29 protein-coding genes are annotated in these 23025 nt (G+C 60.4%); 10 read left to right on the top strand and 19 right to left on the bottom strand.

Translation table 11 applies throughout. The features are described from left to right. The first annotated feature begins 71 nt into the window (after window positions 1-71). From rimO to tsaA, 6 genes are all read left to right on the top strand, one after another. The gene (rimO, locus tag AC1RMG_RS09720; protein WP_011059594.1) at window positions 72-1409 is read left to right on the top strand and encodes a 30S ribosomal protein S12 methylthiotransferase RimO; all 1338 of its coding nucleotides are present in this window, start codon (window positions 72-74) and stop codon (window positions 1407-1409) included. Window positions 1410-1526: 117 nt separating this feature from the next. After that, window positions 1527-2000, top strand: a complete 474-nt coding sequence (locus AC1RMG_RS09715) for a GNAT family N-acetyltransferase (RefSeq protein WP_077933437.1) — start codon at window positions 1527-1529, stop codon at window positions 1998-2000. 82 nt (window positions 2001-2082) lie between these two features. After that, window positions 2083-2793, top strand: coding sequence for an rRNA pseudouridine synthase (locus AC1RMG_RS09710; RefSeq protein ID WP_015634380.1), 711 nt, complete (start codon window positions 2083-2085; stop codon window positions 2791-2793). Between the two features lie 66 nt (window positions 2794-2859). Then, window positions 2860-3321 (top strand): YehS family protein, encoded by a 462-nt coding sequence (locus AC1RMG_RS09705; RefSeq protein ID WP_011059591.1) that lies wholly within the window; start codon window positions 2860-2862, stop codon window positions 3319-3321. Window positions 3322-3448: 127 nt separating this feature from the next. Then, complete coding sequence (locus tag AC1RMG_RS09700; RefSeq protein WP_053149360.1) at window positions 3449-4219, top strand: SDR family oxidoreductase; 771 nt, start codon at window positions 3449-3451, stop codon at window positions 4217-4219. Between the two features lie 117 nt (window positions 4220-4336). Further along, window positions 4337-5032, top strand: coding sequence for a tRNA (N6-threonylcarbamoyladenosine(37)-N6)-methyltransferase TrmO (gene tsaA, locus AC1RMG_RS09695; protein ID WP_065364476.1), 696 nt, complete (start codon window positions 4337-4339; stop codon window positions 5030-5032). A 122-nt stretch (window positions 5033-5154) separates the two neighbouring features. On the opposite strand, the gene fpr is transcribed toward tsaA, so the two are convergent. Next, the gene (gene fpr / locus AC1RMG_RS09690) at window positions 5155-5934 is read right to left on the bottom strand and encodes a ferredoxin-NADP reductase (RefSeq protein WP_003198368.1); all 780 of its coding nucleotides are present in this window, start codon (window positions 5932-5934) and stop codon (window positions 5155-5157) included. Window positions 5935-6053: 119 nt separating this feature from the next. Here fpr and AC1RMG_RS09685 point away from each other — a divergent pair, with 119 nt between their 5' ends. Continuing rightward, window positions 6054-6980 carry a LysR family transcriptional regulator gene (locus AC1RMG_RS09685; RefSeq protein WP_011059588.1) on the top strand — a complete coding sequence of 309 codons (927 nt, stop codon included), beginning with the start codon at window positions 6054-6056 and terminating at the stop codon, window positions 6978-6980. Window position 6981: 1 nt separating this feature from the next. Here AC1RMG_RS09685 and AC1RMG_RS09680 read toward each other — a convergent pair whose 3' ends face one another. Both AC1RMG_RS09680 and erdR read right to left on the bottom strand, forming a co-directional pair. Beyond that, on the bottom strand, window positions 6982-7344 hold the full coding sequence (locus AC1RMG_RS09680; RefSeq protein WP_011059587.1) for a diacylglycerol kinase: 363 nt from the start codon (window positions 7342-7344) through the stop codon (window positions 6982-6984). A gap of 75 nt (window positions 7345-7419) precedes the next feature. Continuing rightward, window positions 7420-8070, bottom strand: a complete 651-nt coding sequence (gene erdR, locus AC1RMG_RS09675; RefSeq protein ID WP_011059586.1) for a response regulator transcription factor ErdR — start codon at window positions 8068-8070, stop codon at window positions 7420-7422. Between the two features lie 238 nt (window positions 8071-8308). Here erdR and AC1RMG_RS09670 point away from each other — a divergent pair, with 238 nt between their 5' ends. Next, window positions 8309-9214 (top strand): DMT family transporter, encoded by a 906-nt coding sequence (locus AC1RMG_RS09670; protein ID WP_019093476.1) that lies wholly within the window; start codon window positions 8309-8311, stop codon window positions 9212-9214. Here the strand turns inward: AC1RMG_RS09670 and AC1RMG_RS09665 are convergent. After that, on the bottom strand, window positions 9198-9908 hold the full coding sequence (locus AC1RMG_RS09665; protein WP_011059584.1) for a tRNA-uridine aminocarboxypropyltransferase: 711 nt from the start codon (window positions 9906-9908) through the stop codon (window positions 9198-9200). The genes AC1RMG_RS09670 and AC1RMG_RS09665 overlap by 17 nt on opposite strands. A 191-nt stretch (window positions 9909-10099) precedes the next feature. Between AC1RMG_RS09665 and AC1RMG_RS09660 the strand changes: the two genes are divergently transcribed. Next, a complete protein-coding gene (locus AC1RMG_RS09660; protein ID WP_011059583.1) occupies window positions 10100-10525 on the top strand; it encodes a quorum-sensing-regulated virulence factor family protein in 426 nt (141 codons plus the stop codon). Here the strand turns inward: AC1RMG_RS09660 and AC1RMG_RS09655 are convergent, their stop codons facing one another. After that, on the bottom strand, window positions 10526-10720 hold the full coding sequence (locus tag AC1RMG_RS09655; protein WP_011059582.1) for a hypothetical protein: 195 nt from the start codon (window positions 10718-10720) through the stop codon (window positions 10526-10528). 443 nt (window positions 10721-11163) lie between these two features. Between AC1RMG_RS09655 and AC1RMG_RS09650 the strand changes: the two genes are divergently transcribed. After that, window positions 11164-12282, top strand: a complete 1119-nt coding sequence (locus AC1RMG_RS09650) for an LOG family protein (protein WP_011059581.1) — start codon at window positions 11164-11166, stop codon at window positions 12280-12282. 40 nt (window positions 12283-12322) lie between these two features. On the opposite strand, the gene recX is transcribed toward AC1RMG_RS09650, so the two are convergent. From recX to AC1RMG_RS09580, 14 genes are all read right to left on the bottom strand, one after another. Then, a complete protein-coding gene (gene recX, locus AC1RMG_RS09645) occupies window positions 12323-12790 on the bottom strand; it encodes a recombination regulator RecX (protein WP_019093478.1) in 468 nt (155 codons plus the stop codon). An 8-nt stretch (window positions 12791-12798) separates the two neighbouring features. Continuing rightward, entirely contained in the window at window positions 12799-13851 is a 1053-nt protein-coding gene (gene recA / locus AC1RMG_RS09640) for a recombinase RecA (RefSeq protein WP_011059579.1), read from the bottom strand. A gap of 83 nt (window positions 13852-13934) precedes the next feature. Next, window positions 13935-14435, bottom strand: coding sequence for a CinA family protein (locus AC1RMG_RS09635; protein ID WP_011059578.1), 501 nt, complete (start codon window positions 14433-14435; stop codon window positions 13935-13937). Window positions 14436-14735: 300 nt separating this feature from the next. Further along, entirely contained in the window at window positions 14736-15578 is an 843-nt protein-coding gene (locus AC1RMG_RS09630) for a putidacin L1 family lectin-like bacteriocin (protein ID WP_011059577.1), read from the bottom strand. A gap of 8 nt (window positions 15579-15586) precedes the next feature. Next, the gene (locus AC1RMG_RS09625) at window positions 15587-15772 is read right to left on the bottom strand and encodes a Com family DNA-binding transcriptional regulator (protein ID WP_080512171.1); all 186 of its coding nucleotides are present in this window, start codon (window positions 15770-15772) and stop codon (window positions 15587-15589) included. 73 nt (window positions 15773-15845) lie between these two features. Next, window positions 15846-16361, bottom strand: a complete 516-nt coding sequence (locus AC1RMG_RS09620) for a hypothetical protein (protein ID WP_169892679.1) — start codon at window positions 16359-16361, stop codon at window positions 15846-15848. Between the two features lie 108 nt (window positions 16362-16469). Beyond that, window positions 16470-17033 (bottom strand): glycoside hydrolase family 19 protein, encoded by a 564-nt coding sequence (locus AC1RMG_RS09615; protein ID WP_262212986.1) that lies wholly within the window; start codon window positions 17031-17033, stop codon window positions 16470-16472. A gap of 50 nt (window positions 17034-17083) precedes the next feature. Then, complete coding sequence (locus AC1RMG_RS09610; RefSeq protein ID WP_011059574.1) at window positions 17084-17461, bottom strand: phage tail assembly chaperone; 378 nt, start codon at window positions 17459-17461, stop codon at window positions 17084-17086. Beyond that, entirely contained in the window at window positions 17458-18567 is a 1110-nt protein-coding gene (locus AC1RMG_RS09605) for a phage tail protein (protein ID WP_236203687.1), read from the bottom strand. The genes AC1RMG_RS09610 and AC1RMG_RS09605 overlap by 4 nt, the downstream gene beginning before the upstream one ends. A gap of 331 nt (window positions 18568-18898) precedes the next feature. Beyond that, window positions 18899-19375 carry a DUF4376 domain-containing protein gene (locus tag AC1RMG_RS09600; RefSeq protein ID WP_161467167.1) on the bottom strand — a complete coding sequence of 159 codons (477 nt, stop codon included), beginning with the start codon at window positions 19373-19375 and terminating at the stop codon, window positions 18899-18901. Further along, a complete protein-coding gene (locus tag AC1RMG_RS09595; RefSeq protein WP_169892683.1) occupies window positions 19372-20994 on the bottom strand; it encodes a phage tail protein in 1623 nt (540 codons plus the stop codon). The genes AC1RMG_RS09600 and AC1RMG_RS09595 overlap by 4 nt, the downstream gene beginning before the upstream one ends. 15 nt (window positions 20995-21009) lie before the next feature. Then, window positions 21010-21609 carry a YmfQ family protein gene (locus tag AC1RMG_RS09590; protein ID WP_493169100.1) on the bottom strand — a complete coding sequence of 200 codons (600 nt, stop codon included), beginning with the start codon at window positions 21607-21609 and terminating at the stop codon, window positions 21010-21012. Beyond that, window positions 21597-22637 (bottom strand): baseplate J/gp47 family protein, encoded by a 1041-nt coding sequence (locus AC1RMG_RS09585; RefSeq protein ID WP_493169098.1) that lies wholly within the window; start codon window positions 22635-22637, stop codon window positions 21597-21599. Before AC1RMG_RS09585 ends, AC1RMG_RS09590 begins: the two co-directional genes overlap by 13 nt. Continuing rightward, window positions 22627-23025, bottom strand: coding sequence for a phage GP46 family protein (locus AC1RMG_RS09580; protein WP_493169097.1), 399 nt, complete (start codon window positions 23023-23025; stop codon window positions 22627-22629). Before AC1RMG_RS09580 ends, AC1RMG_RS09585 begins: the two co-directional genes overlap by 11 nt.

Here is a 23025-nt window from a genome sequence, read left to right as displayed (position 1 = left end):
AGAGGCGCAGCCAGCGCCCAACCGTCGCACTTGCCCCCCAAGTGGCTCGACACCCAATACCGAGGTTAGACATGTCCACCCCCTCCGCGCCGGCCAACCCGAAAGTCGGCTTCGTATCCCTGGGTTGCCCAAAAGCTCTGGTCGACTCCGAGCGCATCCTCACTCAACTGCGCATGGAAGGCTATGACGTGGTCTCCACCTACCAGGACGCCGACGTCGTGGTGGTCAACACCTGCGGTTTCATCGACTCGGCCAAGGCCGAATCCCTGGAAGTGATCGGCGAAGCCATCAAGGAAAACGGCAAGGTCATCGTCACCGGCTGCATGGGCGTGGAAGAAGGCAATATCCGTGACGTGCACCCTAGCGTGCTGGCGGTCACCGGCCCGCAACAATACGAGCAGGTGGTCAACGCCGTGCACGAAGTGGTGCCACCGAAACAGGACCACAACCCGCTGATCGACCTGGTGCCGCCGCAAGGCATCAAGCTGACCCCGCGACACTACGCCTACCTGAAGATTTCCGAAGGCTGCAACCACAGCTGCAGCTTCTGCATCATCCCGTCGATGCGCGGCAAGCTGGTCAGCCGCCCGGTGGGCGATGTGCTCGACGAGGCGCAGCGCCTGGTCAAGTCCGGGGTCAAGGAACTGCTGGTGATCTCCCAGGACACCAGCGCCTATGGCGTCGACGTCAAGTACCGCACCGGCTTCTGGAACGGCGCGCCGGTGAAGACCCGCATGACCGAGCTCTGCGAAGCCCTGAGCACCCTGGGCGTATGGGTTCGCCTGCACTACGTGTACCCCTACCCGCACGTGGACGAGCTGATTCCGCTGATGGCCGCCGGCAAGATCCTGCCGTACCTGGACATCCCGTTCCAGCATGCCAGCCCGAAAGTGCTCAAGGCCATGAAGCGCCCGGCCTTCGAAGACAAGACCCTGGCGCGAATCAAGAACTGGCGCGAGATCTGCCCTGAACTGATCATCCGTTCGACCTTTATCGTTGGCTTCCCGGGCGAAACCGAAGAAGACTTCCAGTACCTGCTGAACTGGCTGACCGAAGCCCAACTGGACCGCGTCGGCTGCTTCCAGTACTCGCCGGTGGAAGGCGCTCCAGCCAACGACCTGGACCTGGAAGTGGTCCCGGACGAGGTCAAGCAGGACCGTTGGGAGCGCTTCATGGCGCACCAGCAGGAAATCAGCTCGGCACGCCTGCAACAGCGCATCGGCAAGGAAATCGAAGTGCTGATCGATGAAGTCGACGAGAATGGCGCCGTGGGCCGCTGCTTCTTCGATGCCCCGGAAATCGACGGCAATGTGTTCATCGACGGCGCGGGCGACCTGAAGCCGGGCGACAAGGTCTGGTGCCGGGTGACCGACGCCGACGAATACGACCTCTGGGCCGAAACCCTGTAAGGCGTAAAAAAACTGCCCAGCCCCGCTCTCGCTACGAGATGCGGGGCTTTTTTCGGTCTATCGTTTGCTCTGCCAGGCCTGCAATCACTGCGGCCTATCACTTCAGGGGCAGGCGGCATGCGCCAACACTCGGTCGTGCATACACCCAAACTCAGCGATTACCCGGAACTCACCCAGGTCTGGGAAGCCTCGGTGCGTGCCACCCACGACTTTCTCCCGGACAGCTATATAGAGTTGCTGCGCAACCTGGTGCTGACCCGCTACCTGGACGCGGTGATGCTGATCTGCACCCGCGATGCACGCCAACGCATCACCGGCTTTGCCGGGGTCGCGGCGGGCAAGGTGGAAATGCTCTTCATCGACCCGGCCCACCGGGGCCGAGGCCTGGGCCGCCAGCTGCTGCAGTACGCGGTGGAACACCTCAATGCCCAGCAGTTGGACGTCAACGAGCAGAACCCCCAAGCCCTGGGCTTCTACTTCAGGCAAGGCTTCGAAGTGGTCGGGCGCTCGGAGCAGGACGGCATGGGCCAGCCCTACCCGCTGCTGCACATGCGCCTGAAACAGGCACAACTGCAGGCCCGGCGCGGCTAAAAGCCACAGCCGGCAAATGGACCCGCGATTAACCGGCGCCAGGCAGGTACAATAGCTGCCCTCTTTTGTTACGGCCCCTGTCATGACTGACCCGATTCGTCTCTCCAAACGCCTCATCGAACTGGTCGGCTGCTCCCGCCGGGAGGCTGAGCTGTTCATCGAGGGCGGCTGGGTCACCGTAGACGGCGAAGTCATCGACGAACCGCAGTTCAAGGTCGGCGCGCAAACCGTCGCTCTGGACCCCGAGGCCAAGGCCACCGCGCCGGAGCCTGTGACCATCCTGCTCAACGTGCCTGCCGGCCAGGACCTGGACAGCGCCATGCAGTCCATTGGCGCCGACAGCCTGTCCGAAGAACACCGCTACGGCAAACGTCCATTGCGCGGGCATTTCCTGCGCCTGACCGCCAGCGATGACCTGCAGCCCAACGCCAGCGGCTTGCTGGTGTTCACCCAGGACTGGAAAGTGCTGCGCAAGCTGACTGCCGACGCGGCCAAGATCGAGCAGGAATACGTGGTCGAGGTCGAAGGCGAGATGATCGACCACGGGCTCAACCGCCTGAACCACGGCCTGACCTACAAAGGCCGCGAGCTGCCACCGGTAAAAGCCAGCTGGCAGAACGAGAACCGCCTGCGCTTCGCCATGAAGAACCCGCAGCCGGGCGTGATTGCGCTGTTTTGCCAGGCCGTCGGCCTCAAGGTCGTCGCCATCCGCCGCATACGAGTCGGCGGCGTGTCCATCGGCAAGGTGCCGCTGGGCCAGTGGCGCTACCTGTCGGCCAAAGAGAAGTTCTAAAGCCGCCCCCATTCAGACGCCGTGCCCTTGCGCGGCGCTCCACGCGCATTGATCAGGACTGTAACCATGATTCATAACGATGTACTGCGCAGCGTGCGCTACATGCTCGACATCAGCGACAAGAAGGTCGTCGAGATCATCAAGCTCACCGGCTTCAAGGTCAGCCTGGACGATGTCGTCAGCTACCTGAAGAAGGATGAGGAAGAAGGTTTTGTGCATTGCCCGGACGAAGTCATGGCGCACTTCCTCGATGGCCTGGTGATCTTCAAGCGCGGCAAGGACGAAAGCCGTCCCCCGCTGCCGATCGAACTGCCGGTCACCAACAACATCATTCTGAAGAAGCTGCGAGTGGCCTTCGAACTCAAGGAAGACGACATGCACGCCGTGCTCAAGGCGGCCGACTTCCCGGTGTCCAAGCCGGAACTGAGCGCGCTGTTCCGCAAGTTCGGCCACACCAACTACCGCCCGTGCGGCGATCAGCTGCTGCGCAACTTTCTCAAGGGCCTGACCCTGCGCGTACGCGGCTGAACCCCTTGCGCGGCCGCTGTACATTCTTAGCGGCCCTGATGAGCCGCTATTGCCCCAGGCAATAGTGGCTCCCCGGCAAGCGCCTGAGGACTAGGGTAGGCACACACCTATCTGCTCAGGACTTCCCATGCATCCCTATTTCTCCCTGCAAGGCCGCACCGCCCTGGTGACCGGCGGCACCCGTGGTATCGGCAAGATGATTGCCAAGGCCTTTGTCGAAGCCGGCGCCCGGGTGTATATCTGCGCCCGTGATCCCGACGCCTGCCAGCAGGTCGCCGAGGAACTGGCCGCATTCGGAGAGTGCCGGGGGCTGGCCGCCAACCTGGCCAGTGAGGAAGGCGTGCAGCAGCTTGCCGCCACTTTGGGCCAGCAACTCGACTCCCTGGACATCCTGGTGAACAACGCCGGCACGACCTGGGGCGCGCCACTGGAAAGCTACCCGGCCAAGGGTTGGGAAAAGGTCATGCAATTGAACGTGACTTCGGTGTTCAGCTGTATCCAGCAGTTGCTGCCGCTGCTGCGCCGTGCCGGCTCGGCGGCCCATCCGGCCCGCATCATCAATATCGGCTCGGTGGCCGGAATCAGCTCCTTCGGCGAACAGGCCTACGCCTATGGCCCGAGCAAGGCGGCGCTGCACCAGATGTCGCGGATCCTCGCCCGGGAGCTGGTGAGCCAGCACATCAACGTCAATGTCATCGCGCCGGGACGTTTTCCCAGCAAGATGACTCAGCACATCGGTAACGATGAACAGGCCCTGGCCGAAGACGTGGCGCTGATCCCGATGAAACGCTGGGGCCGGGAAGAGGAAATGGCCGCCCTGGCCATCAGCCTGGCAAGCACTGCGGGGGCCTACATGACCGGCAACATCATTCCTCTGGATGGCGGCTTCAGTCTCTGATCGATGTTGTGCAATTCGCCGGCAAGCCGGCTCCTACAGGTGGCGCGGGTGTTGTAGGAGCTGGCTTGCCAGCGAACGGGTTATCATGCCCTCCCCTTACAGCCTCGACCCCAGAACATGACCTACAGCGTTTCCCCCATCGGCTTCGTGCGCTCCTGCTTCAAGGAGAAGTTCGCCATCCCGCGCCAACCGCAACTGGCTCCGGCCGCGCGCGGGGTGCTGGAACTGGTGGCGCCTTTCGACCAGGGCGACGCGGTGCAAGGGCTGGAGCAGGTCAGCCACGTCTGGCTGCTGTTCCTGTTTCACCAGGCCCTGGAGGACAAGCCGCGACTCAAGGTGCGCCCGCCACGCCTGGGGGGCAACAAGTCCATGGGGGTCTTCGCCACCCGCGCCACCCATCGCCCCAATGGCATCGGCCAGTCGGTGGTCAAGCTGGACAAGGTTGAGGCCAACCGCCTGTGGATCTCCGGCATCGACCTGCTGGACGGTACGCCGATCCTCGATATCAAGCCCTACGTGCCCTACGCCGACATCATTGCCACGGCGAGCAATGAGATCGCCAGCGCCGCGCCGCAGATTATTCCGGTGCAGTGGCAGGACAATGCCCTGCAACAGGCTCAGATCCACGCTCAGCGTCTGCAGGAGCCCCTGGTGGAGCTGATCGAGCAGTGCCTGGCTCAGGATCCGCGTCCGGCCTACCAGGTGCCCACGACCGAGCGTGAGTACGGCGCCCAGTTCTGGGATCTGGACGTGCGCTGGCATTACCCAGAGCCCGGGGTGATCCGGGTGCTGGAAGTGGTCCCGGCGGGCTGAACCCCGGAAACGAAAAAGCCCGCGCTGCCTTTCCAGGCAACGCGGGCTTTTCTGTGTCCGGGAGAATCCGCCCAGTCAGCACCAATGCGCTGCCTGGACGGTCTTCGCGAGCACGCTCGCTCCTACTTTTCGACGAATGCACGCTCGATCAGGTAGTCACCCGGCTCGCGCATGCGCGGCGAAACGGTCAGGCCGAAACTGTTGAGCACTTCGCTGGTTTCATCCAGCATGCTCGGGCTGCCGCACAGCATGGCGCGGTCGTCCTGCGGGTTGATCGGCGGCAGGCCGATGTCGCGGAACAGCTTGCCGCTGCGCATCAGGTCGGTCAGGCGGCCTTCGTTCTCGAACGGCTCGCGGGTCACGGTGGGGTAGTAGATCAGCTTTTCACGCAAGGCTTCGCCGAAGAACTCGTTCTGCGGCAGGTGCTCGGTGATGAACTCGCGGTAGGCGACTTCGTTGACGTAGCGTACGCCGTGGCACAGGATCACTTTTTCGAAACGCTCGTAGGTTTCCGGATCCTGGATCACGCTCATGAACGGCGCCAGGCCGGTGCCGGTGCTGAGCAGGTACAGGTGTTTGCCGGGCTTCAAGTCATCCAGTACCAGGGTACCGGTTGGCTTCTTGCTGATGATGATCTCGTCGCCTTCCTTCAGATGCTGCAGTTGGGAAGTCAACGGACCGTCTGGAACCTTGATGCTGAAGAATTCGAGATGCTCTTCCCAGTTCGGGCTGGCAATGGAGTAGGCACGCATAAGCGGACGGCCATTAGGCTGTTGCAGGCCGATCATCACGAACTGACCGTTCTCGAAGCGCAGACCCGGATCGCGGGTGCACTTGAAGCTGAACAGAGTGTCATTCCAGTGATGAACACTGAGGACACGCTCGTGGTTCATGTTGCTCATGTACGGGGGCTCCTAGAAATTGCCTGCGCTGACCATGAGCGCAATTGCACAGCATTCTAATGGCGGCGACAATATCTGTTAACTGGATTATTAAGATAAGGGTTATCGGTTATATCGATATGCGATTTACTCTCCGTCAACTGCAAGTCTTCGTCGCCGTCGCCCAGCAAGAGAGCGTTTCTCGTGCTGCGGGGCTGCTGTCCCTCTCGCAATCGGCCGCCAGTACCTCGATCACCGAACTCGAGCGCCAATCCAGTTGCCAGCTGTTCGATCGCGCGGGCAAGCGCCTGAGCCTCAATGCCCTGGGCAAACAGCTGCTGCCACAGGCAGTGGCCCTGCTGGACCAGGCCAAGGAGATCGAAGACCTGCTCAACGGCAAGTCCGGGTTCGGCTCGCTTTCGGTGGGTGCGACCCTGACCATCGGCAACTACCTGGCCACCCTGCTGATCGGCAGTTTCATGCAGGTGCACCCGGAGAGCCAGGTGAAGCTCCATGTGCAGAACACTGCGCATATCGTGCAACAGGTGGCCCACTACGAAATTGATCTGGGTCTAATCGAGGGCGACTGCAGCCATCCGGATATCGAAGTCCAGACCTGGGTCGAAGATGAACTGGTGGTGTTCTGCGCGCCCCAGCATCCACTGGCCAAGCGCGGCCACGCCACCATGGAAGAACTGACCCATGAAGCCTGGATCCTTCGCGAACAGGGTTCCGGGACGCGCCTGACCTTTGACCAGGCCATGCGTCACCACCGCAGTGCACTGAACATCCGCCTGGAGTTGGAGCACACCGAAGCCATCAAGCGTGCGGTGGAGTCGGGTTTGGGGATTGGCTGCATTTCCCGGCTGGCCCTGCGCGATGCGTTTCGCCGCGGCAGCCTGGTGCCGGTGGAAACCCCGGGCCTGGACCTGGCCCGGCAGTTCTACTTCATCTGGCACAAGCAGAAGTACCAGACCTCGGCCATGCGCGAATTCCTGGAACTGTGTCGCGCCTTTACCGCCGGGGTGCAACGCAGCGACGAAATCGTCCTGCCAAGCATTCCCTGATTCAGATCAGGATCACTGCCCAGACGATGGTGATCATGCTCAGAGCGACAAACTGCGCCGCGCTGCCCATGTCCTTGGCGTTTTTCGACAAGGGATGACGATCCAGGGAGATGCGGTCGATGGCCGCCTCCACCGCCGAATTGAGCAGCTCGACGATCAGCGCCAGCAGGCACACGGCGATCAACAGCGCACGCTCGACCCGGCTGACATTGAGCAGGAAGCTCAGGGGAATCAGGATCACATTGAGCAGCACCAACTGACGGAATGCCGCCTCGCCAGTGAACGCCGCGCGCAAGCCATCGAACGAATAGCCGGCGGCGTTAAGGATACGTTTAAGACCGGTTTGACCTTTGAAAGGCGACATAAGCTGGGCAACTGAAGAAAAAGAAGTGGGGAAGCTAGTTCAACCAAAGTCAAAAAAGCGTGAACAAACAGCCGGTTAATGGCTGGAAATTGACTCAAGTTGTTGCAAGAGCAGCGCTGCCTGGGTCCGGGTACGCACCCCGAGCTTGCGGAAGATCGCCGTCACGTGGGCCTTGATCGTGGCTTCCGACACGCTCAGCTCGTAGGCAATCTGCTTGTTCAGCAACCCTTCGCAGACCATGGTCAGAACCCGGAACTGCTGGGGCGTCAGGCTAGCCAGGCCTTCGCTGGCGGCCTTGGCTTCGGCTGAGACACTGACCTCTTCAAACGCCTGAGGCGGCCACCAGACATCACCGTCGAGCACACTGCGCACGGCCTGCTGGATGACTTCCAGGGAACTGGACTTGGGAATGAAACCGCTGGCGCCGAACTCTCGGGAGCGCACCATGACGGAGGCTTCTTCCTGCGCCGAAACCATCACCACCGGAATTTGCGGGTACTGCCCGCGCAACAGCACCAGACCGGAAAAACCGTAGGCACCGGGCATGTTCAGGTCCAGCAGGACCAGATCCCAGTCGGATTTTTCGGTGAGTCGCACTTCCAGTTCGGCAATGCTTGCCACTTCCACCAGACGCACATCGGGGCCCAGGCCCAAGGTGACAGCTTGATGCAGTGCACTGCGAAAAAGCGGGTGATCATCGGCAATCAGGATTTCGTATGTGGCCATTTTTCAAATGATCCTGTTTTTCATGGCAGGACTGATGCATTCAGCCCTCACCAAAGCAACACGGAGGCACGCCAGAATACCGCACCCAAAGAGCACGAACGCCGCGAAAAGCCTGAGCAAAACAGTGGTTCAAACAGCGCCGGCGCCCTAATCGGCGCCAAGCATGCCCAGCCAAGCCAGGGTGGTCAAGCGTGAAGCTTTGCGGCATCTTAGCTGGCTAACTAATAAGAGAGCCATCATGCGCAGCCAAGCCTTGCGTGCCGATGTCCTGATGCTGATTACCGCGGTGATCTGGGGCTCGGCGTTTGTCGCACAAACTTCCGGTATGGATCATATCGGCCCCTTCCTTTATTCCGGCCTGCGCTTCGCCCTGGGCTCACTCTGTCTCTTGCCGCTGGTGCTGCGTAAAACACCCACGGATCGTCAGCCCGAACCCTTGCTCAATCGTGGGCTGCTACTGGGCGGCGTACTCATGGGGCTGGCCCTGGCCCTGGGCATCAATCTGCAACAGGTGGGGCTGATGTTCACCACCGTCACCAATGCAGGTTTCATCACCGGGCTCTATGTCATTGTAGTGCCGCTTCTGGGGCTGCTGATTGGCCACAAGACTGGTTTGGGTACCTGGCTCGGCGCCGTGCTGGCGGTGGTGGGCATGTTCCTGCTGAGCGTCAGCGAAAGCTTCCACGTTGCCTCGGGAGACTGGCTGCAGTTGATTGGCGCCTTCGTCTGGGGTGGGCACGTGATTCTGGTGGGGGTTTTCGCCGGCCGTCATGACCCGATTCGCCTGGCGTTCCTGCAATTTGCGACCTGCGCGGTGGTCAGCCTGATCCTGGCGTTGTGCCTGGAACCGCTTCGCTGGGAAGCGATTGTCGGCGCCGGGCCGGCCATTCTCTATGGCGGGGTGGTGGCCGTCGGTATCGGCTACACCTTGCAGGTGATTGCCCAAAAGGACGCAATCGCCTCTCACGCGGCAATCATTCTGTCCCTGGAAGCGGTATTTGCCGCCATTGCCGGGGCCTGGTTGCTGGATGAGTCGCTGCAGGCCCGCGGCTACTTCGGCTGCGCGCTGATGCTCAGCGGCATGCTGGTAGCCCAGCTATGGCCACAAAAGCCTCATTCCAGCACGACTACACAAAGGGCTTGAGCCGGGCATGCACATCGTCATCCGGATCGATGGCCTTCTGGAACTTCGCTGACAGGTAATGGGTGCTGAACACATCGAGGTAGGCATCCAGTACCTGGCTGACCTGCTCATCGCCGGCCAGTTCCAGGCATAACGCCGCCACTTCAGCGGTACAGAAGTGATCATCACGCTTGGAGCGACGCAGCTTGTAGCGCGAGAGCTTCTCCGGGGACAGGCTGAGAACCGGCAAGTGCTCCAGGTAAGGGCTCTTGCGGAACATCTTGCGCGCCTCGCTCCAGGTAGCGTCCAGCAGAATGAACAGCGGCCGCTTGCCCTCCTCCTGCCTGACTTCGCTGACCACTCGTTCGGGCGCGACGAACTCGCCCGGAAATACGATATAGGGCTGCCACTGCGGGTCGGCCAGCAACGCCAGCAGTTGCGGGTCGACCTCAGTACGCGACCAGCTGAACGCCGTTGTGTCGCCGATTACATCGGCAATCAGCCAACCGGTATTGCTCGGCTTGAGCGGTTCGACGTCGTGCATCACCAGGCACATGGCTGACCGGGCAACGACTTTCGGTCGCCAGGCACACAGGCAATGGCTGGGAATCACTCGGCAGCGGGGGCAGCGTTCAGCCCGTGAGCCGCGTGCGAAAAAGGGCTTGGCCACGCGCGCCATCCGCAGATCACGTAGACGGGAAACCGCATGACTCATCGCAGGACATGCCAGCAAGAAACAGAAATCAACACGACAAACACTCAAGAGGGTAAAAAGTCGGACAAGTTTATCAGAGCTATCTGTTCAAACCTGTACCGCCCTGCGGCCTCTCCCCCTATAATTCGTCGCCACTGAACGCACAGTCGAGTGGCTGGTCGAAGCATCAGTCACTGCACCAGGAGAGTTTCATGTTGCGCTTTACCATTCCTACCGTCGCCCTTCTGCTGGCCCTGCCCCTGGGTGCCCAAGCTGCGTCCCTGCAAGAATTCGAACTGGGCAAAATGCTGGAGAAGGTCGCTGCGGAAAGCAACGTCGGCACTCCTCGGGAAATCAACGAGAACATTCTCGACCAGGGCTATACCGTTGAAGGCAAGGAACTGATCAACCACCTCAGCGTGCAGTCTGGCCATGCCGAGCAGATGCGCGCCAATCCCAAGGCGGTCTACCTGCAGCTTGGGGCAAGCGTCTGCCGCAACCCCAACTACCGCAAGCTCATGGCCAAAGGCGCCATCATGCGTTACGAGTTCACTGAAAACCGCACCAATCGCCCGGTGGCCTCGGCGCGCTTTCAGGAGTCGGATTGCCCGGCGCAAAGCACGCCCAAGAAAAAGTAATCACGAACGAGCGGCGCGCCGCTGCTGATCATCGGCGCGCAGTTCGGCGACCAGGGCCTGTAGGTATCGCGATGGCCGTTCCTGTGCTGCCAATCGGCGCCGGCACTCATCCTCCAGGCTTATTTGATGGTCAGCGGCGGCGGCTTGCAGCAGCTGATACAACTGCGGATCAATCTCCAGCGTGACAATGGTCATCCCCTGCCTCCCTGCTCTGGGCCTGCATGGCCCAGAACCCGCTTGCCTCTCTCCGGCCCCTGCTCCTGCGCAAGACGCTGCACCTTAGTAAATCAGAGCCGTCATCCCTTGCCGCCCCTCCTGACCAGCGGTGCCAGCCTGGGGAAAACCGCGAACAAGCGGTTGCCAGCCAAGACTTTATGGGCACATGATCAAGCCATGTCCGAAACGGCTTGCGGACGGTTGAGGAGGCCGTCCTTGTGCGTCTTGCTGTGCAAATGTTCTCAAATAAAGGAAAGCAGGACCTCTGTGGATGACCCCAACACTGCCCAGCGATTGTCAGCTGTGATCGGGTCCGGAAATTCGCTCATTCGCTGGGCTGAGCAGGCAGCGACACAGGCAGTGTCGTGGCACATTCGAATATCTCGATCGTGCGCAAGGTTCTGTGCAGAAGGAGAAGCTGAATGCCTTACCAATCGAATGACCTGTTAAGTCGTCATTTTCAGAGCAACGGCGTCGACCTGACGAACCAGGTCGAAGCGCAACTCAACCAGATAGCCCCCAACAGCCCGAATCTTCCTCTTTACCGCGACATGGTGCTCACCGTCCTGCGCATGGCCGAGGATGACCTCAATCGCTGGAATGCCAAGATAACCCTGCAGGCCCTGCGCGAACTGGAGCACGCCTTCCGTGTCCTGGAACAGTTCAAGGGCCGACGCAAAGTAACGGTCTTCGGCTCGGCACGCACCCCCAGTGAACACCCGCTATACGCCATGGCCCGAGAGCTGGGCGCGGCCCTGGCCCGCTCGGATCTGATGGTCATTACCGGGGCCGGCGGGGGCATCATGGCCGCCGCCCACGATGGTGCAGGCCTGGAGCACAGCTTGGGGTTCAACATCACCCTGCCTTTCGAGCAGCATGCCAACCCCACCGTTGGCGGTACGGAGAACCTGCTGTCGTTCCACTTTTTCTTCACCCGCAAGCTGTTCTTCGTCAAGGAGGCCGACGCACTGGTGCTTTGCCCAGGCGGCTTTGGCACCCTTGATGAAGCCCTGGAAGTACTGACCCTGATTCAGACCGGCAAAAGCCCGCTGGTACCCGTGGTACTGCTGGACATGCCGGGTGGACAGTTCTGGCAAGGCGCCCTGGACTTCATCCACAACCAACTGGAAGCCAATCGCTACATTCTGCCCAGTGACATGAAGCTGGTACGCCTGGTGCACAGCACTGAAGAAGCGGTGCAGGAAATCCAGCAGTTCTATGCCAACTTCCACTCCAGCCGCTGGCTCAAGCAGCAGTTCGTCATCCGCATGAACTACAACCTCAATGAGCAGGCGCTGGAGCAGATGCAGACAGCATTCGCCGACCTGTGCCTGAGTGGCCAGTTTCAACAGCATGCCTACAGCGGGGAGGAACACGACGAAGTGCAGTTCAGCCATCTGGCGCGGCTGTCATTCGCCTTCAATGCTCGCGACAACGGTCGCCTGCGCGAGCTGATCGACTTCATCAACCTGCCGGAAAACTGGGCCAGGCCTCAGCCCCAAACAACACAACGGGCACGAGAAACCAGCAAAGCCAACTGACCCCAGCCCTAGCCCGCTGCGTTATGCAGCGGGTACGGCGTCAGTCGTCCATGCCTCGGCCACTCAACAAGCGGCTGATCATGTCCATGGAATACCCGCGATAACTCAGGAAACGCCCTTGCTTGGCACGCTCTCGAGCATCTACAGGAAACCGCCCGGCAAACTTGCGCTGCCAGACGTCACGCAATTGTTCCTGCCAATCGATACCGCACTCGCGCAGCGCAAGATCAATATCGCTGCGCTGCAAGCCGCGCTGGCCCAGTTCTTCGCGAATACGCATGGGCCCGTAACCGGACCGTGCACGATAGGAAACAAAGCTTTCGAGATAACGGGATTCGGACAGCAGGCCCTCTTCCGTCAAACGGTCAAGGGCTGCTTCGATCATTTCAGGAGGGGCGCCGCGCTGACGCAGTTTACGCGTCAGCTCGACACGACCGTGCTCGCGTCTTGCGAGCAGGTCCATTGCGGTTCGCCGCACCGCGACGAGGGTATCGAGTACGGCGGTCATTGGATCAATCAGATATCAGCGTCGGCCATATCGTCTTCGGTCTCTTTGACCGGGTTGGCTTTGACGTCTGGCGATGCAGTCAGCAGTTTTTCACGGATCTGCTTCTCCAGCGCGTTGCCGATTTCCGGGTTGTCCTGCAGGAACTTGGCCGAGTTGGCCTTGCCCTGACCGATCTTGTTGCCCTGGTAGCTGTACCAGGCACCGGATTTCTCCAGGAAGCCATGCAGCACGCCCAGATCGATGATCTCGCCGTTGAGGTAGATGCCCTTGCCGTAAAGAATCTGGAACTCGGCCTGACGGAATGGCGGAGCCACCTTGTTCTTGACGATCTTGACCCGGGTTTCGCTGCCCACCACTTCGTCGCCTTCCTTCACCGCGCCGGTACGGCGGATGTCCAGACGGACCGAAGCGTAGAACTTCAGCGCGTTACCACCGGTGGTGGTTTCCGGGCTACCGAACATCACGCCGATCTTCATGCGGATCTGGTTGATGAAGATCACCAGGCAGTTGGCGTTCTTGATGTTACCGGTGATTTTGCGCAGCGCCTGGGACATCAGGCGGGCTTGCAGGCCCACGTGCATGTCGCCCATTTCACCTTCGATTTCAGCCTTGGGCACCAGGGCCGCCACGGAGTCGACGATGATCACGTCAACCGCGTTGGAACGCACCAGCATGTCGGTGATTTCCAGGGCCTGTTCGCCGGTGTCCGGCTGGGAAACCAGCAGGTCGTCAACATTCACACCCAGCTTGCCGGCGTATTCCGGATCCAGTGCGTGCTCGGCATCGACGAACGCACAAGTGGCACCGGCTTTCTGCGCCTGGGCAATAACCGACAGAGTCAGGGTAGTTTTACCGGACGACTCAGGGCCGTAGATTTCAACGATACGGCCTTTTGGCAGACCGCCAATGCCCAGAGCAATGTCCAGACCCAGAGAGCCGGTGGAAATGGCCGGGATCGCCTGACGGTCGTGATCGCCCATACGCATTACGGCACCCTTGCCGAATTGACGTTCGATCTGACCCAGGGCCGCAGCCAAGGCTTTCTTCTTGTTGTCGTCCATTAAAGTCCTCACGTAATCAATAAGGCCTGACGGCCAACACCTGTATAAGTAGCCAGTATTATTCCACAGCGCTCGAGGATCGCCTACCCCTGATTTGCGATTTCTGCCGCAGCATGTTGCAGCAACCCCTCTAGCGCGGCCTTCACCGTTTGTCGGCGGACCTCATCGCGATTCCCCGGAAAGTGCCGGCACTCGGTGGTCAGCGTCTCTCCCGCCCCCCAGGCCAGCCACACAGTGCCCACAGGCTTCTGCGCAGAACCGCCATCCGGCCCGGCGATACCGCTGACCGCCACGGCAAAATGCGCATGACTCCTGGCCTGTGCCCCCCGGACCATGGCCTCGACCACTTCACGACTGACAGCGCCGACCGAATTGAACAAATCGGCCGGCACATTCAATTGCAGGGTCTTCTGGCGATTGGAATAGGTGACATAACCGGCCTCGAACCAGGCCGAACTGCCAGGGATCCGCGTGATCGCCTCGGCGATGCCTCCCCCGGTGCAGGACTCCGCGGTGGTGACGTGGGCATTCAGAACCTGCAAACGCCTGCCGAGTTCAGCGGCAAGCTGGGTGATTTCTTTCACAATCCTCTCCTGATGGGGCTGGCGTGTGCTTACCGTACACCAGGCGAGGTGGCTTGCAAGTGACAAGCCATCATGAAACCGAACGACTCAGGATCACGGCTCGGGCGAGGAAGTCCAGCTCGTCAGTAGCTGCGGCCTCGGCAACTAAGCTGATGCGGCTTGCCCGAATGCCTGGCCCCGCCGATATGAACGCCGGGTATGGCATCGACATCTGAGCTTGCTCGCCCGCGCTCCCTGAATGGCTGCTAAAGAGACAATATGCAAGGAGCCCCGCCTGATCGCGGAGCTCCTTGCGGTTTTTTAGAACACGTTGTTCCAGGTGTAGCTACCGGTTTTCCACTTGTGGTCGGGATAGAAGACACGCGGAGGCTTGATGGTTGGGGTGTACCCGAAACGAGCCCAGACCGGCCGCTCTGTTACGATGGTGAAGCTGCCGTTCGCCTGCAGACGGATAGTTGCGCCAGGGTGACCACCAGTACCGCTTTGCCACACGACGCCATTGTTCGCTGCGTAGATCACCAGGTTACCGTCTTCCTGCATGACGCATCGCACGCCTCCTTTGTTCTGGGTGTAAGTCGCCCAGATAACACTGGAATTCGGACCGTAAACCACCAGGTTGCCATCACCCTGGAAAACCAAGGAGTGCTCACCAGCGCTGTAGAACTGCCCCGGTACCAGTTCAGTAGTACCGCCGATGATCATTGCGGCCCCGACTGCCGGGGTAAACACTCGCCCGTTGGGCGCATACCAGTGAGGAATGGTGTCGACGGTTACGATGTTCCCGTCATCCTGAACCTGGGTGAACGCGCGCAGCGAAGCATCTTCACGAGAACCCATGGTGGGATCGCTTGGGGTCGTCGACCAGATCCGGCCACGCAGCGGGTCGTCAAGGACGAAGCCGTAATTCATGAAGACCATCATTGGGTCTTTTTTATTGCCCTTACTCACATTCGTGAACGGGGTGTTCTGGTCAGCGACCCATGCCAATTGAGCACCGTCATAGAGCGCGAGGTTGCCATCTGCCTGAAAGAGCAGCTTGAAGCGCTTGTTAGGGGACTGAAGGTACTGGTTGGGCGCCATGTAGTAGCGCGCTGGCAGCACAGAAGAACCGTTGTCAGTAAAGTCGTATCGAATCCAAGCCATGTAGTTACCTATTGAGTCGAATGATGGGTTGCGGAAAACTCCGCTCTCATGCCGCTCAGAGGCGATTGCTCGAGGCTCGAGGCCTTCACATGATTCAAGGTGCCACATCGAGAACACTTGATCTGGAGCTCGGTGAACTCACCCACTCGGGCAAGAAGTCGCTTGCAATGACCGCATCTGCATTCTTTTAGCATCGGTACATCCATTTGATTATCCCCTGACTGCTACCCCCCTACTCCAAGAGAGCGTCGAGGCTTTGTACTGATTTCAGTGCCGTTGCTCGGCTGTCGAAGCGCTCCCCAGCACAGCCTGGGATTCGCGCACCCACCGCTGCAACGCCTTCAATTGCTCGGCATTGGCGTGGCATTCGCTGTAGTTGTCGACGACGCTGGCGGCGACGGTAGAGAGTGCAAGGCCCGAGGCGGCGCCATCAGTGACGCTGGGGCCTCCGGCCACGGGCAGGTTGGCGGCGCCGGCGTCGTGCACCCGGACAAAACCAGCAGGCACAACGCAGGCTCTATCAGCCGCTTTCGAAACATAGACAGGAACCTCCTTGGTGATGGTGGCGCCCGCCTGATAGACCTTGACGATACGGTCGACGTACTCGACCACCACCTTTTCCCTGACCGTGCCCAGGGCCCGGCCTTGTTCAAAGGATTGTTTGAGACGAGCCTCATCGAGGTGTTGGTTGTTACTGCGCTCACTGCCGGCACCGCTGACGTAGCCGAGTGCATAAAGCAACCCGGCCGCCACAGCGATGGCCAGCCAGCCACGGATATTCATCAAGCCCTCCTGAGGCGCGCATGAAATGAATCACCCAGCCTGCCAAAAAAACCTGTAGCCGCTGCCGCAGGCTGCGAAAAGATCCGCAGGACCTTTAGACGGCAGCCCTCACACCACCGGCAAACACAGCACCACCCGCGCCCTGGCCCAGAGTTGCAGGCGGTCCTGCAAGCCATTCAGGCCCCCATTGATCCGCCGGGTAATGCTGTTGAACTCATCGCGGTCAGCCAGCGCATTGAGCCCACCGCGCTCCCAGAACCAGGCCGCCGACTCGGCGGCCCATTGCGCTTGCTCCAGCAGCTCCGGCAACTCCAGCAGGCGCTCATCGCCAAACAGCCCGAGGCTGCACTGGCGATAGTTGCTGCGCCCGGTGATCTGGATCAGCCCGCGCCCGCGATACCGCTGGCCGTCGCCATCCGCCTCGGGGGTATTGCCCAGGCGCGCGGCGAGAGGGCCCGTGTCGTACTTGCTCAGGTATTGATCACTGCCCAGTTCGCGTACGTATTGCAGCTGCCCGGATTCGTGTCCGATCTGAGCAAGAAAGGCCGCCTGGCGCTTCGGCGTATCGATCTGCCGCTTGGCCATGGCGGTGTTGAGTGGAGAAACAAAAACGCCCGCTTGGCGGCGGGCGTTAGGCATGATTTGCAGCAGTTGTTCTTCGGTTATTGGCATGGTCAGTGTTTGAAGGTCGGATAAGAAAACGCCCCGGCGGTACGGGGCGTTTATTCAGTTTGTTCAGTAACCCAGGATGGCGCGACAGGGCGGTACTGAGAATCGGGGAAGTGCGGCGATTGCGGCCAGTCACGCAAGGCCTGCATGTACACAAGCAGTTGTTTGAACTGTGCACTGGCAAGCGTTGTAGGTACTTCGATCTCCAACTGATCACGGTGCCGCTCACGCAACCACCTCACCGAATCCAGTGCTGAATCACGCCAGACACGCTCTCCTACCGATACAGGTAACGGCGCCGTCGCACTTTCTATGTGGAGCCGAACTTCCTCTTCGGACATCGGGATCAACTGGCTGGATATGAAATGCGCGGGGGCATCGTCATCGTAAGCATGGACACGGTTTGTCTCGGGATTATGGAAATACTTCATGCACGTAACTCCGACCAAACTGGATTGACTGGATTACCAAAAGTTACTGAGTAAGTTGCTCCGACCGGCACCACGAACGATGCGTGATAGGCAGAAGTTGCCACGGCCACACCGCCGCAAGTTGCAGTAACCGCACCGGTCGAAATAGATGCCTGAACTTGAATCGGGCGCCCCGTAGTATTGGTGTAGACAGTGCCTGAAACGCGACTGGCCGTAACATTCTGCCAGGCCTGCCCATCACCCAAGCCCCGAGGTCGGGTCTCTAACGCTGAAACGTTTGCAGCCAGACCGGAAATGTCGATATTCCCCTGATTGACGGGGGCATTCCAAGCTTTGATGCACCACATGACAGCCAAGTTGCGCGGCCGGGTTTCAGAATCCCCCGCGTTCGCCCCGGTGCCAGGATCCTTTACTCCAGTAATTCCTGTATCGCCCCAGGGTTTTGCGTAGTTGTGGGTGCCTGTTCCCGTACCATCTCGCCAAGCCCAATAATTCATAGGGTGTTGGTGACTGCCTACTGCATGGGCTTGATATGACCCAAGCGCCCGCCCAACATCCACCCCACGTCCATGATCCCAGCCCCGCAGGAATTCACCTCGCGACTCAGGCAAGCGGAAGTTACCCGCACCCTCGCCTCCGGTATTGAAAGCAGTCCCCAGGTAAGCCGCCAGATCCGGATAGGTCGCAGCGCTCTGCACACTGCCATCCACCTCCAGGAATCCGGCCGGCACCGTACCCTTGGGAAACGGCACCATCGCCCCCACCGGCAAGGCCGACATGTTCTTCAGCAGCGCCTCGATCTCCGCCTTGGTATAGGTCAGCGACTTGGTATAGGCATCGGTGATCCCGTACTCGGCCAGGGTGGTGCGGATCTTCTCCGGTGGGATCGAATCACGCACGATCGCCTTGATCGCCGCCAGCAACTGGTCATGCTCGGCCTCGGCCGGCTCTTCCCCTCCCGCACGAATCACGTTGAGCAATTCGTCGGTCACTGCATTACCCCAATCGGAAGAAATCAGTGAACCCACTTGCCCCGTGACCGGGTTTTCATCGACAAACTTCCCATTTACCAGCCCGACACTGGGCACACTCTTTGGATAATCCACTCGTCTGTCCTCTAGTTGTAATTGAAACGCGCCGGCTCAAGCTCGGCGCGTGGCAATAAATCAGAGACTCCAGGCCAGGACCTGGAACGATCTCAATGTGCTGTGCTCATCAACTCGCCCGGGCGCCATCCCCGGTAATGTCGATGGCGAACAAAGTCGCCACCGACAACTAACCGGTGATATCGGCGTCGGGATTTATCAAAGGGTAAGAAAGATGGGGCTCCTCATTAGAAAACGAGAAGTCCGAAACAATGCCTTTAGGCACTGTTCAGAGAATCAGGAGGTTTTGAACTGGTTATTCGTAAAAACTTAAAACGTCAGAGCACCACTATTAAATGGAGTCAGGCACTGCGCTGAAAGCTATGGCCGGCCAACCAGTCTCCAGCATCTTGGCTTCATACACGCCGGCATTGACCGCGGCGACCAACTCGCTCTCGCGGATAAAACAGGCCTGAACATAGGCATCGACAGCGCTATCGCAGGCCTGCACCTGATACGCATCGAGTTGTACAAAGGCGCCGTTTTCCTGTTTCCAATGAATCAGGTAGCTGATATCTCGACTCGCCCTGACGGCGGCTCTAGTGAGCTTCGCCTGACTCGAACGATCGGTTTGAATAGCCAGGCCTTGAACAACGATGCCAGCCTCCTCGCGCTTGAATCGCTCATTGGCAATCAGCATCAACACGTCAGCGCTGGCAACCGCAAGCGTCGGGTACTCAGCAGAAAAAATTTCCCCGTCCAACAGTTGATCGACACTGTCCACTGCCCTGCAACCCCGGCCATCGGCTCGAACTGCAAAACCATTCATAGGTTGTCCTCCCATCCAATACATTGCAAAACACCTGTCGCGGCATAAGAGCCAAAACGAATCGTTGGCCCTTCCAGCAAAAACAGTCCATTGGCAGTAGGTACGGGCGACGAAGGGTTGAAACCACCAACAAAGGGAGCAGCGTTGAGCGCTGCGGTATTCAAGTAGATAAGCGCCTGCGCGGTATAGGCACTGCTTGGAGCAAAGCCAACGTAACCATTGTTGGTACCGGCAGTGAGTGAAATCTTTGCTGCCGTTGGTGGAACAAAGGCAGACACGGCGACATCTGCAGCCGGGCTGATAACCCCGGAGGCCATGACCGGCAGATTAGGCACATTGGAGCCAGGCACAACCTTGTATTGAACGCTGTTACCCGCCTGGATAAACGACAGTAGAAACCTGTTGGCCGTGGAGTCGGTTCGCGTCCAGCTGACTCGGGCCTTGTGGGTGTAACCGGCAGGCAATACTGGAGTTTTCACACTGAGCGAGAGTAAACCTGCAACACCCGTACCTCCCCATATCACCCAGACGCTGTACCAGGTGGCACCGGTCAGCAGCCCGCTGTCGAGTCCATTGGCGCCGACAGTCGTAGCGTTGATGACGAGATTCACGTCACTGACTGTCTTGAATGAGAGATCGTTGCCAACCACCAGTTGATCGGCCATCACATTGACAGTTGAACCGAGCCCGGAGGCCGAAGCCTTCAATCCTTTGCAAATCCCGACAACAGCGTTTTTCTGTGCATTACGAACATCAACCGCGAGAGCAGCGATGTCGATGTTTCCCTGATTGATCGGGGCGTTCCAGGCCTTGATGCACCACATAACAGCCAGGTTACGAGGCCGGGTTTCTGTGGAAGTTCTAGCCACTCGGCTTGCATCAAAGTCAAAGGATGCGGAACTCCATGCCCCGCCTCCAGCAATACCAGTAGGTACACCGGATCGAGCATTCGTTTTGAACGCCCCAGTACTGTTTAGCGGTGCGGTGCTTCCTGTGGGAAACGTTGACGATTCACCTGTGATGTTCTGCAACGCATCCTGCTGTTCGCTGCCAATTACCCGCCCCGCATCAACCCCCCGCCCATGATCCCAACCCCGCAGAAACTCCCCCCGCGACTCAGGCAACCGGAAATTCCCCGCACCCTCGCCTCCGGTATTGAACGCAGTCCCCAGGTAAGCCGCCAGGTCCGGATAGGTCGCTGCGCTCTGCACACTGCCATCCACCTCCAAGAAACCTGCCGGCACTGTGCCCTTGGGAAACGGCACCATCGCCCCCACCGGCAACGCCGACATGTTCTTCAACAGCGCCTCGATCTCCGCCTTGGTATAGGTCACCGACTTGGTATAGGCATCGGTGATCCCGTACTCGGCCAGGGTGGTGCGAATCTTCTCCGGCGGTATCGAATCACGCACGATCGCCTTGATCGCCGCCAGCAACTGGTCATGCTCGGCCTCGGCCGGCTCTTCCCCTCCCGCACGAATCACGTTGAGCAATTCGTCGGTAACCGCGTTTCCCCACTCAGAGGAAATCAGTGAGCCGACTTGCCCCGTCACCGGGTTCTCGTCGACAAACTTCCCGTTCACCAGCCCTACGCTGGGAACACTTTTCGGATAATCCACTTGTTCTTGTCTTCTCTAGTCATAGTTGATGTACACCTGTGTATGAGCCGGCGTACTGCGATGGACAAGGCACTCCAGGGCGCTGCCCGGGTTCATGCCAAAACGTTCGCCCCAATAGCTGGCGCCGAAGCGCCGGCCCAGTTGCAGGCGGCCGCCGGTATTGAGGGTCCACATGAAGTTCGCCCGCCAGGTGCCGAAATGCGCGTGACCAAAGCGTGAGCGGCCCATGCGCGGGGTACTCAGCTCAGTGACGCTGGCATTGGGATAGCCCTGGCTGCGGGCGATTTCGACGAAGTAGGCGGCGCGCTGGCTGCCCACTGCCAACAGACGCCGGCGCACGGCCAGGCGCCGGTCTTCGAACAGCGGGGTCAGCCCCAGGCAGGGGTCGGGCAGGTCCATGACCTTTTCCCAATCCGTCACCAGTTCGCTGACGCTGGCCGGGTCCATTTCGTTTTGCAGGTCCACGGCCCGGGCGTCGATGCGCGCCAGCTCCTGGGAGATGCCCTGCAACACTCGTTCAAGCTCCGGCACCCGTTCCGGGTCCCAGGCCGGGCCGCTGGGCAGCAGGCTGCGCAGCTGGCCCTGGTACTGGGCGGCGCTTCTTATTGCAGCCATTGGCAACCTCCAAATACCAGCAGTTGGTTGCTGCTTGCCGGCACATCGGCCAGCGGCGCCAGCAGGCGGTGATCCTGTTCACCGGTGGCGCTGCTGATGGCCTCGCGGATGTGGCTCAAGAGCAGGGTTTCTCCCAGGCCGGCCTCGCGGCTGTGCAGGTCGCGCAGTTGGTCCTCGACCGCGGCCCGCACCGCACTGGTGTCGGGGGTCAGGCGCACCTGGTAGATCAGCGGCTGTATCACTGGCGCCAGCACATGCACCTCGGCGGTTACCGGGCGCAAGGGCTCGATATAGGCCAGAACCCGCGCCAGCTGCTCGGCATTGGGAATCGGCTGCAGGTCGTCGTCACGCATGACGAACAAGCCCACGGTGCCCGGCCCCAGGTAATTGCGCCGGCACCAGGCACGGGTGATGCCCGGGCACTCCATGGCCCAGGTTTCGTAGTCGTCCGCCGAGCCGCCATGGGGAATGATCCGATAGGAACGGATCACCCGCGAGCGCAGGGATTCGAGGCTTTCCCGGGCCACGCCACCGCTCAGGCCCGGGGCCAGGACGGTGAACGAGTTGCTGATGCCCTGCACCGGCTGCACCGCGGTCAGCTCCAGGCCGGCATCGGCATTGCCCAGGGTACCGCCGTCGACGGCCTGGATCGTGGTGCTGTTGAGGCCTGCGCTGGTGGTGCGCGCGGCGGTCACTGTGTAGCTGCGACCGTCGCTGCTTTGCAACAGGGTGCCGAGATCCAGCACGGCGCCGGCTGCCGCGTTGAAACTGACGCTGCCACTGGCCGCCTGGGCAGCCTTGCGCGGCTGGTTCAGGCGCAGCGCGGCGATGCGCTCCAGGGTCGACTCATCGGCCTTGTCCGGAAGGATCTGCTCGGCGATCCAATCCAGGTAGCCATACAGGCCAAAGGCGGCACCGCTCAGGGTGCGGGCCAGCACTTGGGCATCGGACTGGCGCAGCGAATCGCTGGCCAGGTCGCTTTGGGTGCGCTGAATCAGCACCGGCAGCGAAGGGGTTTCAAACGGCATAGGTCACCTGCCAACTGTGAATGGGGTTGAGGTCCAGACGTTCGCCGTCGGCCAGGATCAGCACCATGCGCAGGTTCAGGCGCTGGGCATCGAGGCGCTCGGTCATGATCTCCACGGCGTTGCAGTGGCCATCGTCGATCAGCCACTGCAGGGCCTCGCGGGCATAGAACTCGGCATCGAGCTGGGTCTGCCGGCTCAGCTTGACCCGGCGCAACAGCCACAGCCGCGAGCCGATACGGTCGTCGGCCACGCTGGGAAAACTGTCGCCCCACCAGCCGTAGCGCTGGTCGTCATCCAGGGCGTCGTCATCGGCGGCGCGGCGCCAGGTGAACAGGCTGATTTCCACGGCCCGGGGCAGGGCGTTCTTCAGGTCATAAGTGGCGAACAT

It is taken from the genome of Pseudomonas sp. GW822-FHT04H02 (assembly GCF_058800645.1).
This window is presented reverse-complemented; position numbering and strand designations above follow the sequence as displayed.

Bases quoted from the DNA above. Each gene is read 5' to 3' on its own strand.
- AC1RMG_RS09585 (WP_493169098.1), bottom strand. From the start codon at position 22,637: ATGCCGTTTGAAACCCCTTCGCTGCCGGTGCTGATTCAGCGCACCCAA.
- AC1RMG_RS09680 (WP_011059587.1), bottom strand. From the start codon at position 7,344: ATGTCGCCTTTCAAAGGTCAAACCGGTCTTAAACGTATCCTTAACGCC.
- AC1RMG_RS09580 (WP_493169097.1), bottom strand. From the start codon at position 23,025: ATGTTCGCCACTTATGACCTGAAGAACGCCCTGCCCCGGGCCGTGGAA.
- erdR (WP_011059586.1), bottom strand. From the start codon at position 8,070: ATGGCCACATACGAAATCCTGATTGCCGATGATCACCCGCTTTTTCGC.
- AC1RMG_RS09625 (WP_080512171.1), bottom strand. From the start codon at position 15,772: ATGCTAAAAGAATGCAGATGCGGTCATTGCAAGCGACTTCTTGCCCGA.
- AC1RMG_RS09600 (WP_161467167.1), bottom strand. From the start codon at position 19,375: ATGAATGGTTTTGCAGTTCGAGCCGATGGCCGGGGTTGCAGGGCAGTG.
- AC1RMG_RS09620 (WP_169892679.1), bottom strand. From the start codon at position 16,361: ATGAATATCCGTGGCTGGCTGGCCATCGCTGTGGCGGCCGGGTTGCTT.
- AC1RMG_RS09715 (WP_077933437.1), top strand. From the start codon at position 1,527: ATGCGCCAACACTCGGTCGTGCATACACCCAAACTCAGCGATTACCCG.
- AC1RMG_RS09700 (WP_053149360.1), top strand. From the start codon at position 3,449: ATGCATCCCTATTTCTCCCTGCAAGGCCGCACCGCCCTGGTGACCGGC.
- AC1RMG_RS09610 (WP_011059574.1), bottom strand. From the start codon at position 17,461: ATGAAGTATTTCCATAATCCCGAGACAAACCGTGTCCATGCTTACGAT.
- fpr (WP_003198368.1), bottom strand. From the start codon at position 5,934: ATGAGCAACATGAACCACGAGCGTGTCCTCAGTGTTCATCACTGGAAT.
- AC1RMG_RS09710 (WP_015634380.1), top strand. From the start codon at position 2,083: ATGACTGACCCGATTCGTCTCTCCAAACGCCTCATCGAACTGGTCGGC.
- AC1RMG_RS09660 (WP_011059583.1), top strand. From the start codon at position 10,100: ATGTTGCGCTTTACCATTCCTACCGTCGCCCTTCTGCTGGCCCTGCCC.
- tsaA (WP_065364476.1), top strand. From the start codon at position 4,337: ATGACCTACAGCGTTTCCCCCATCGGCTTCGTGCGCTCCTGCTTCAAG.
- AC1RMG_RS09615 (WP_262212986.1), bottom strand. From the start codon at position 17,033: ATGCCAATAACCGAAGAACAACTGCTGCAAATCATGCCTAACGCCCGC.
- AC1RMG_RS09655 (WP_011059582.1), bottom strand. From the start codon at position 10,720: ATGACCATTGTCACGCTGGAGATTGATCCGCAGTTGTATCAGCTGCTG.
- AC1RMG_RS09685 (WP_011059588.1), top strand. From the start codon at position 6,054: ATGCGATTTACTCTCCGTCAACTGCAAGTCTTCGTCGCCGTCGCCCAG.
- recX (WP_019093478.1), bottom strand. From the start codon at position 12,790: ATGACCGCCGTACTCGATACCCTCGTCGCGGTGCGGCGAACCGCAATG.
- rimO (WP_011059594.1), top strand. From the start codon at position 72: ATGTCCACCCCCTCCGCGCCGGCCAACCCGAAAGTCGGCTTCGTATCC.
- AC1RMG_RS09630 (WP_011059577.1), bottom strand. From the start codon at position 15,578: ATGGCTTGGATTCGATACGACTTTACTGACAACGGTTCTTCTGTGCTG.
- AC1RMG_RS09670 (WP_019093476.1), top strand. From the start codon at position 8,309: ATGCGCAGCCAAGCCTTGCGTGCCGATGTCCTGATGCTGATTACCGCG.
- AC1RMG_RS09665 (WP_011059584.1), bottom strand. From the start codon at position 9,908: ATGAGTCATGCGGTTTCCCGTCTACGTGATCTGCGGATGGCGCGCGTG.
- AC1RMG_RS09650 (WP_011059581.1), top strand. From the start codon at position 11,164: ATGCCTTACCAATCGAATGACCTGTTAAGTCGTCATTTTCAGAGCAAC.
- recA (WP_011059579.1), bottom strand. From the start codon at position 13,851: ATGGACGACAACAAGAAGAAAGCCTTGGCTGCGGCCCTGGGTCAGATC.
- AC1RMG_RS09590 (WP_493169100.1), bottom strand. From the start codon at position 21,609: ATGGCTGCAATAAGAAGCGCCGCCCAGTACCAGGGCCAGCTGCGCAGC.
- AC1RMG_RS09705 (WP_011059591.1), top strand. From the start codon at position 2,860: ATGATTCATAACGATGTACTGCGCAGCGTGCGCTACATGCTCGACATC.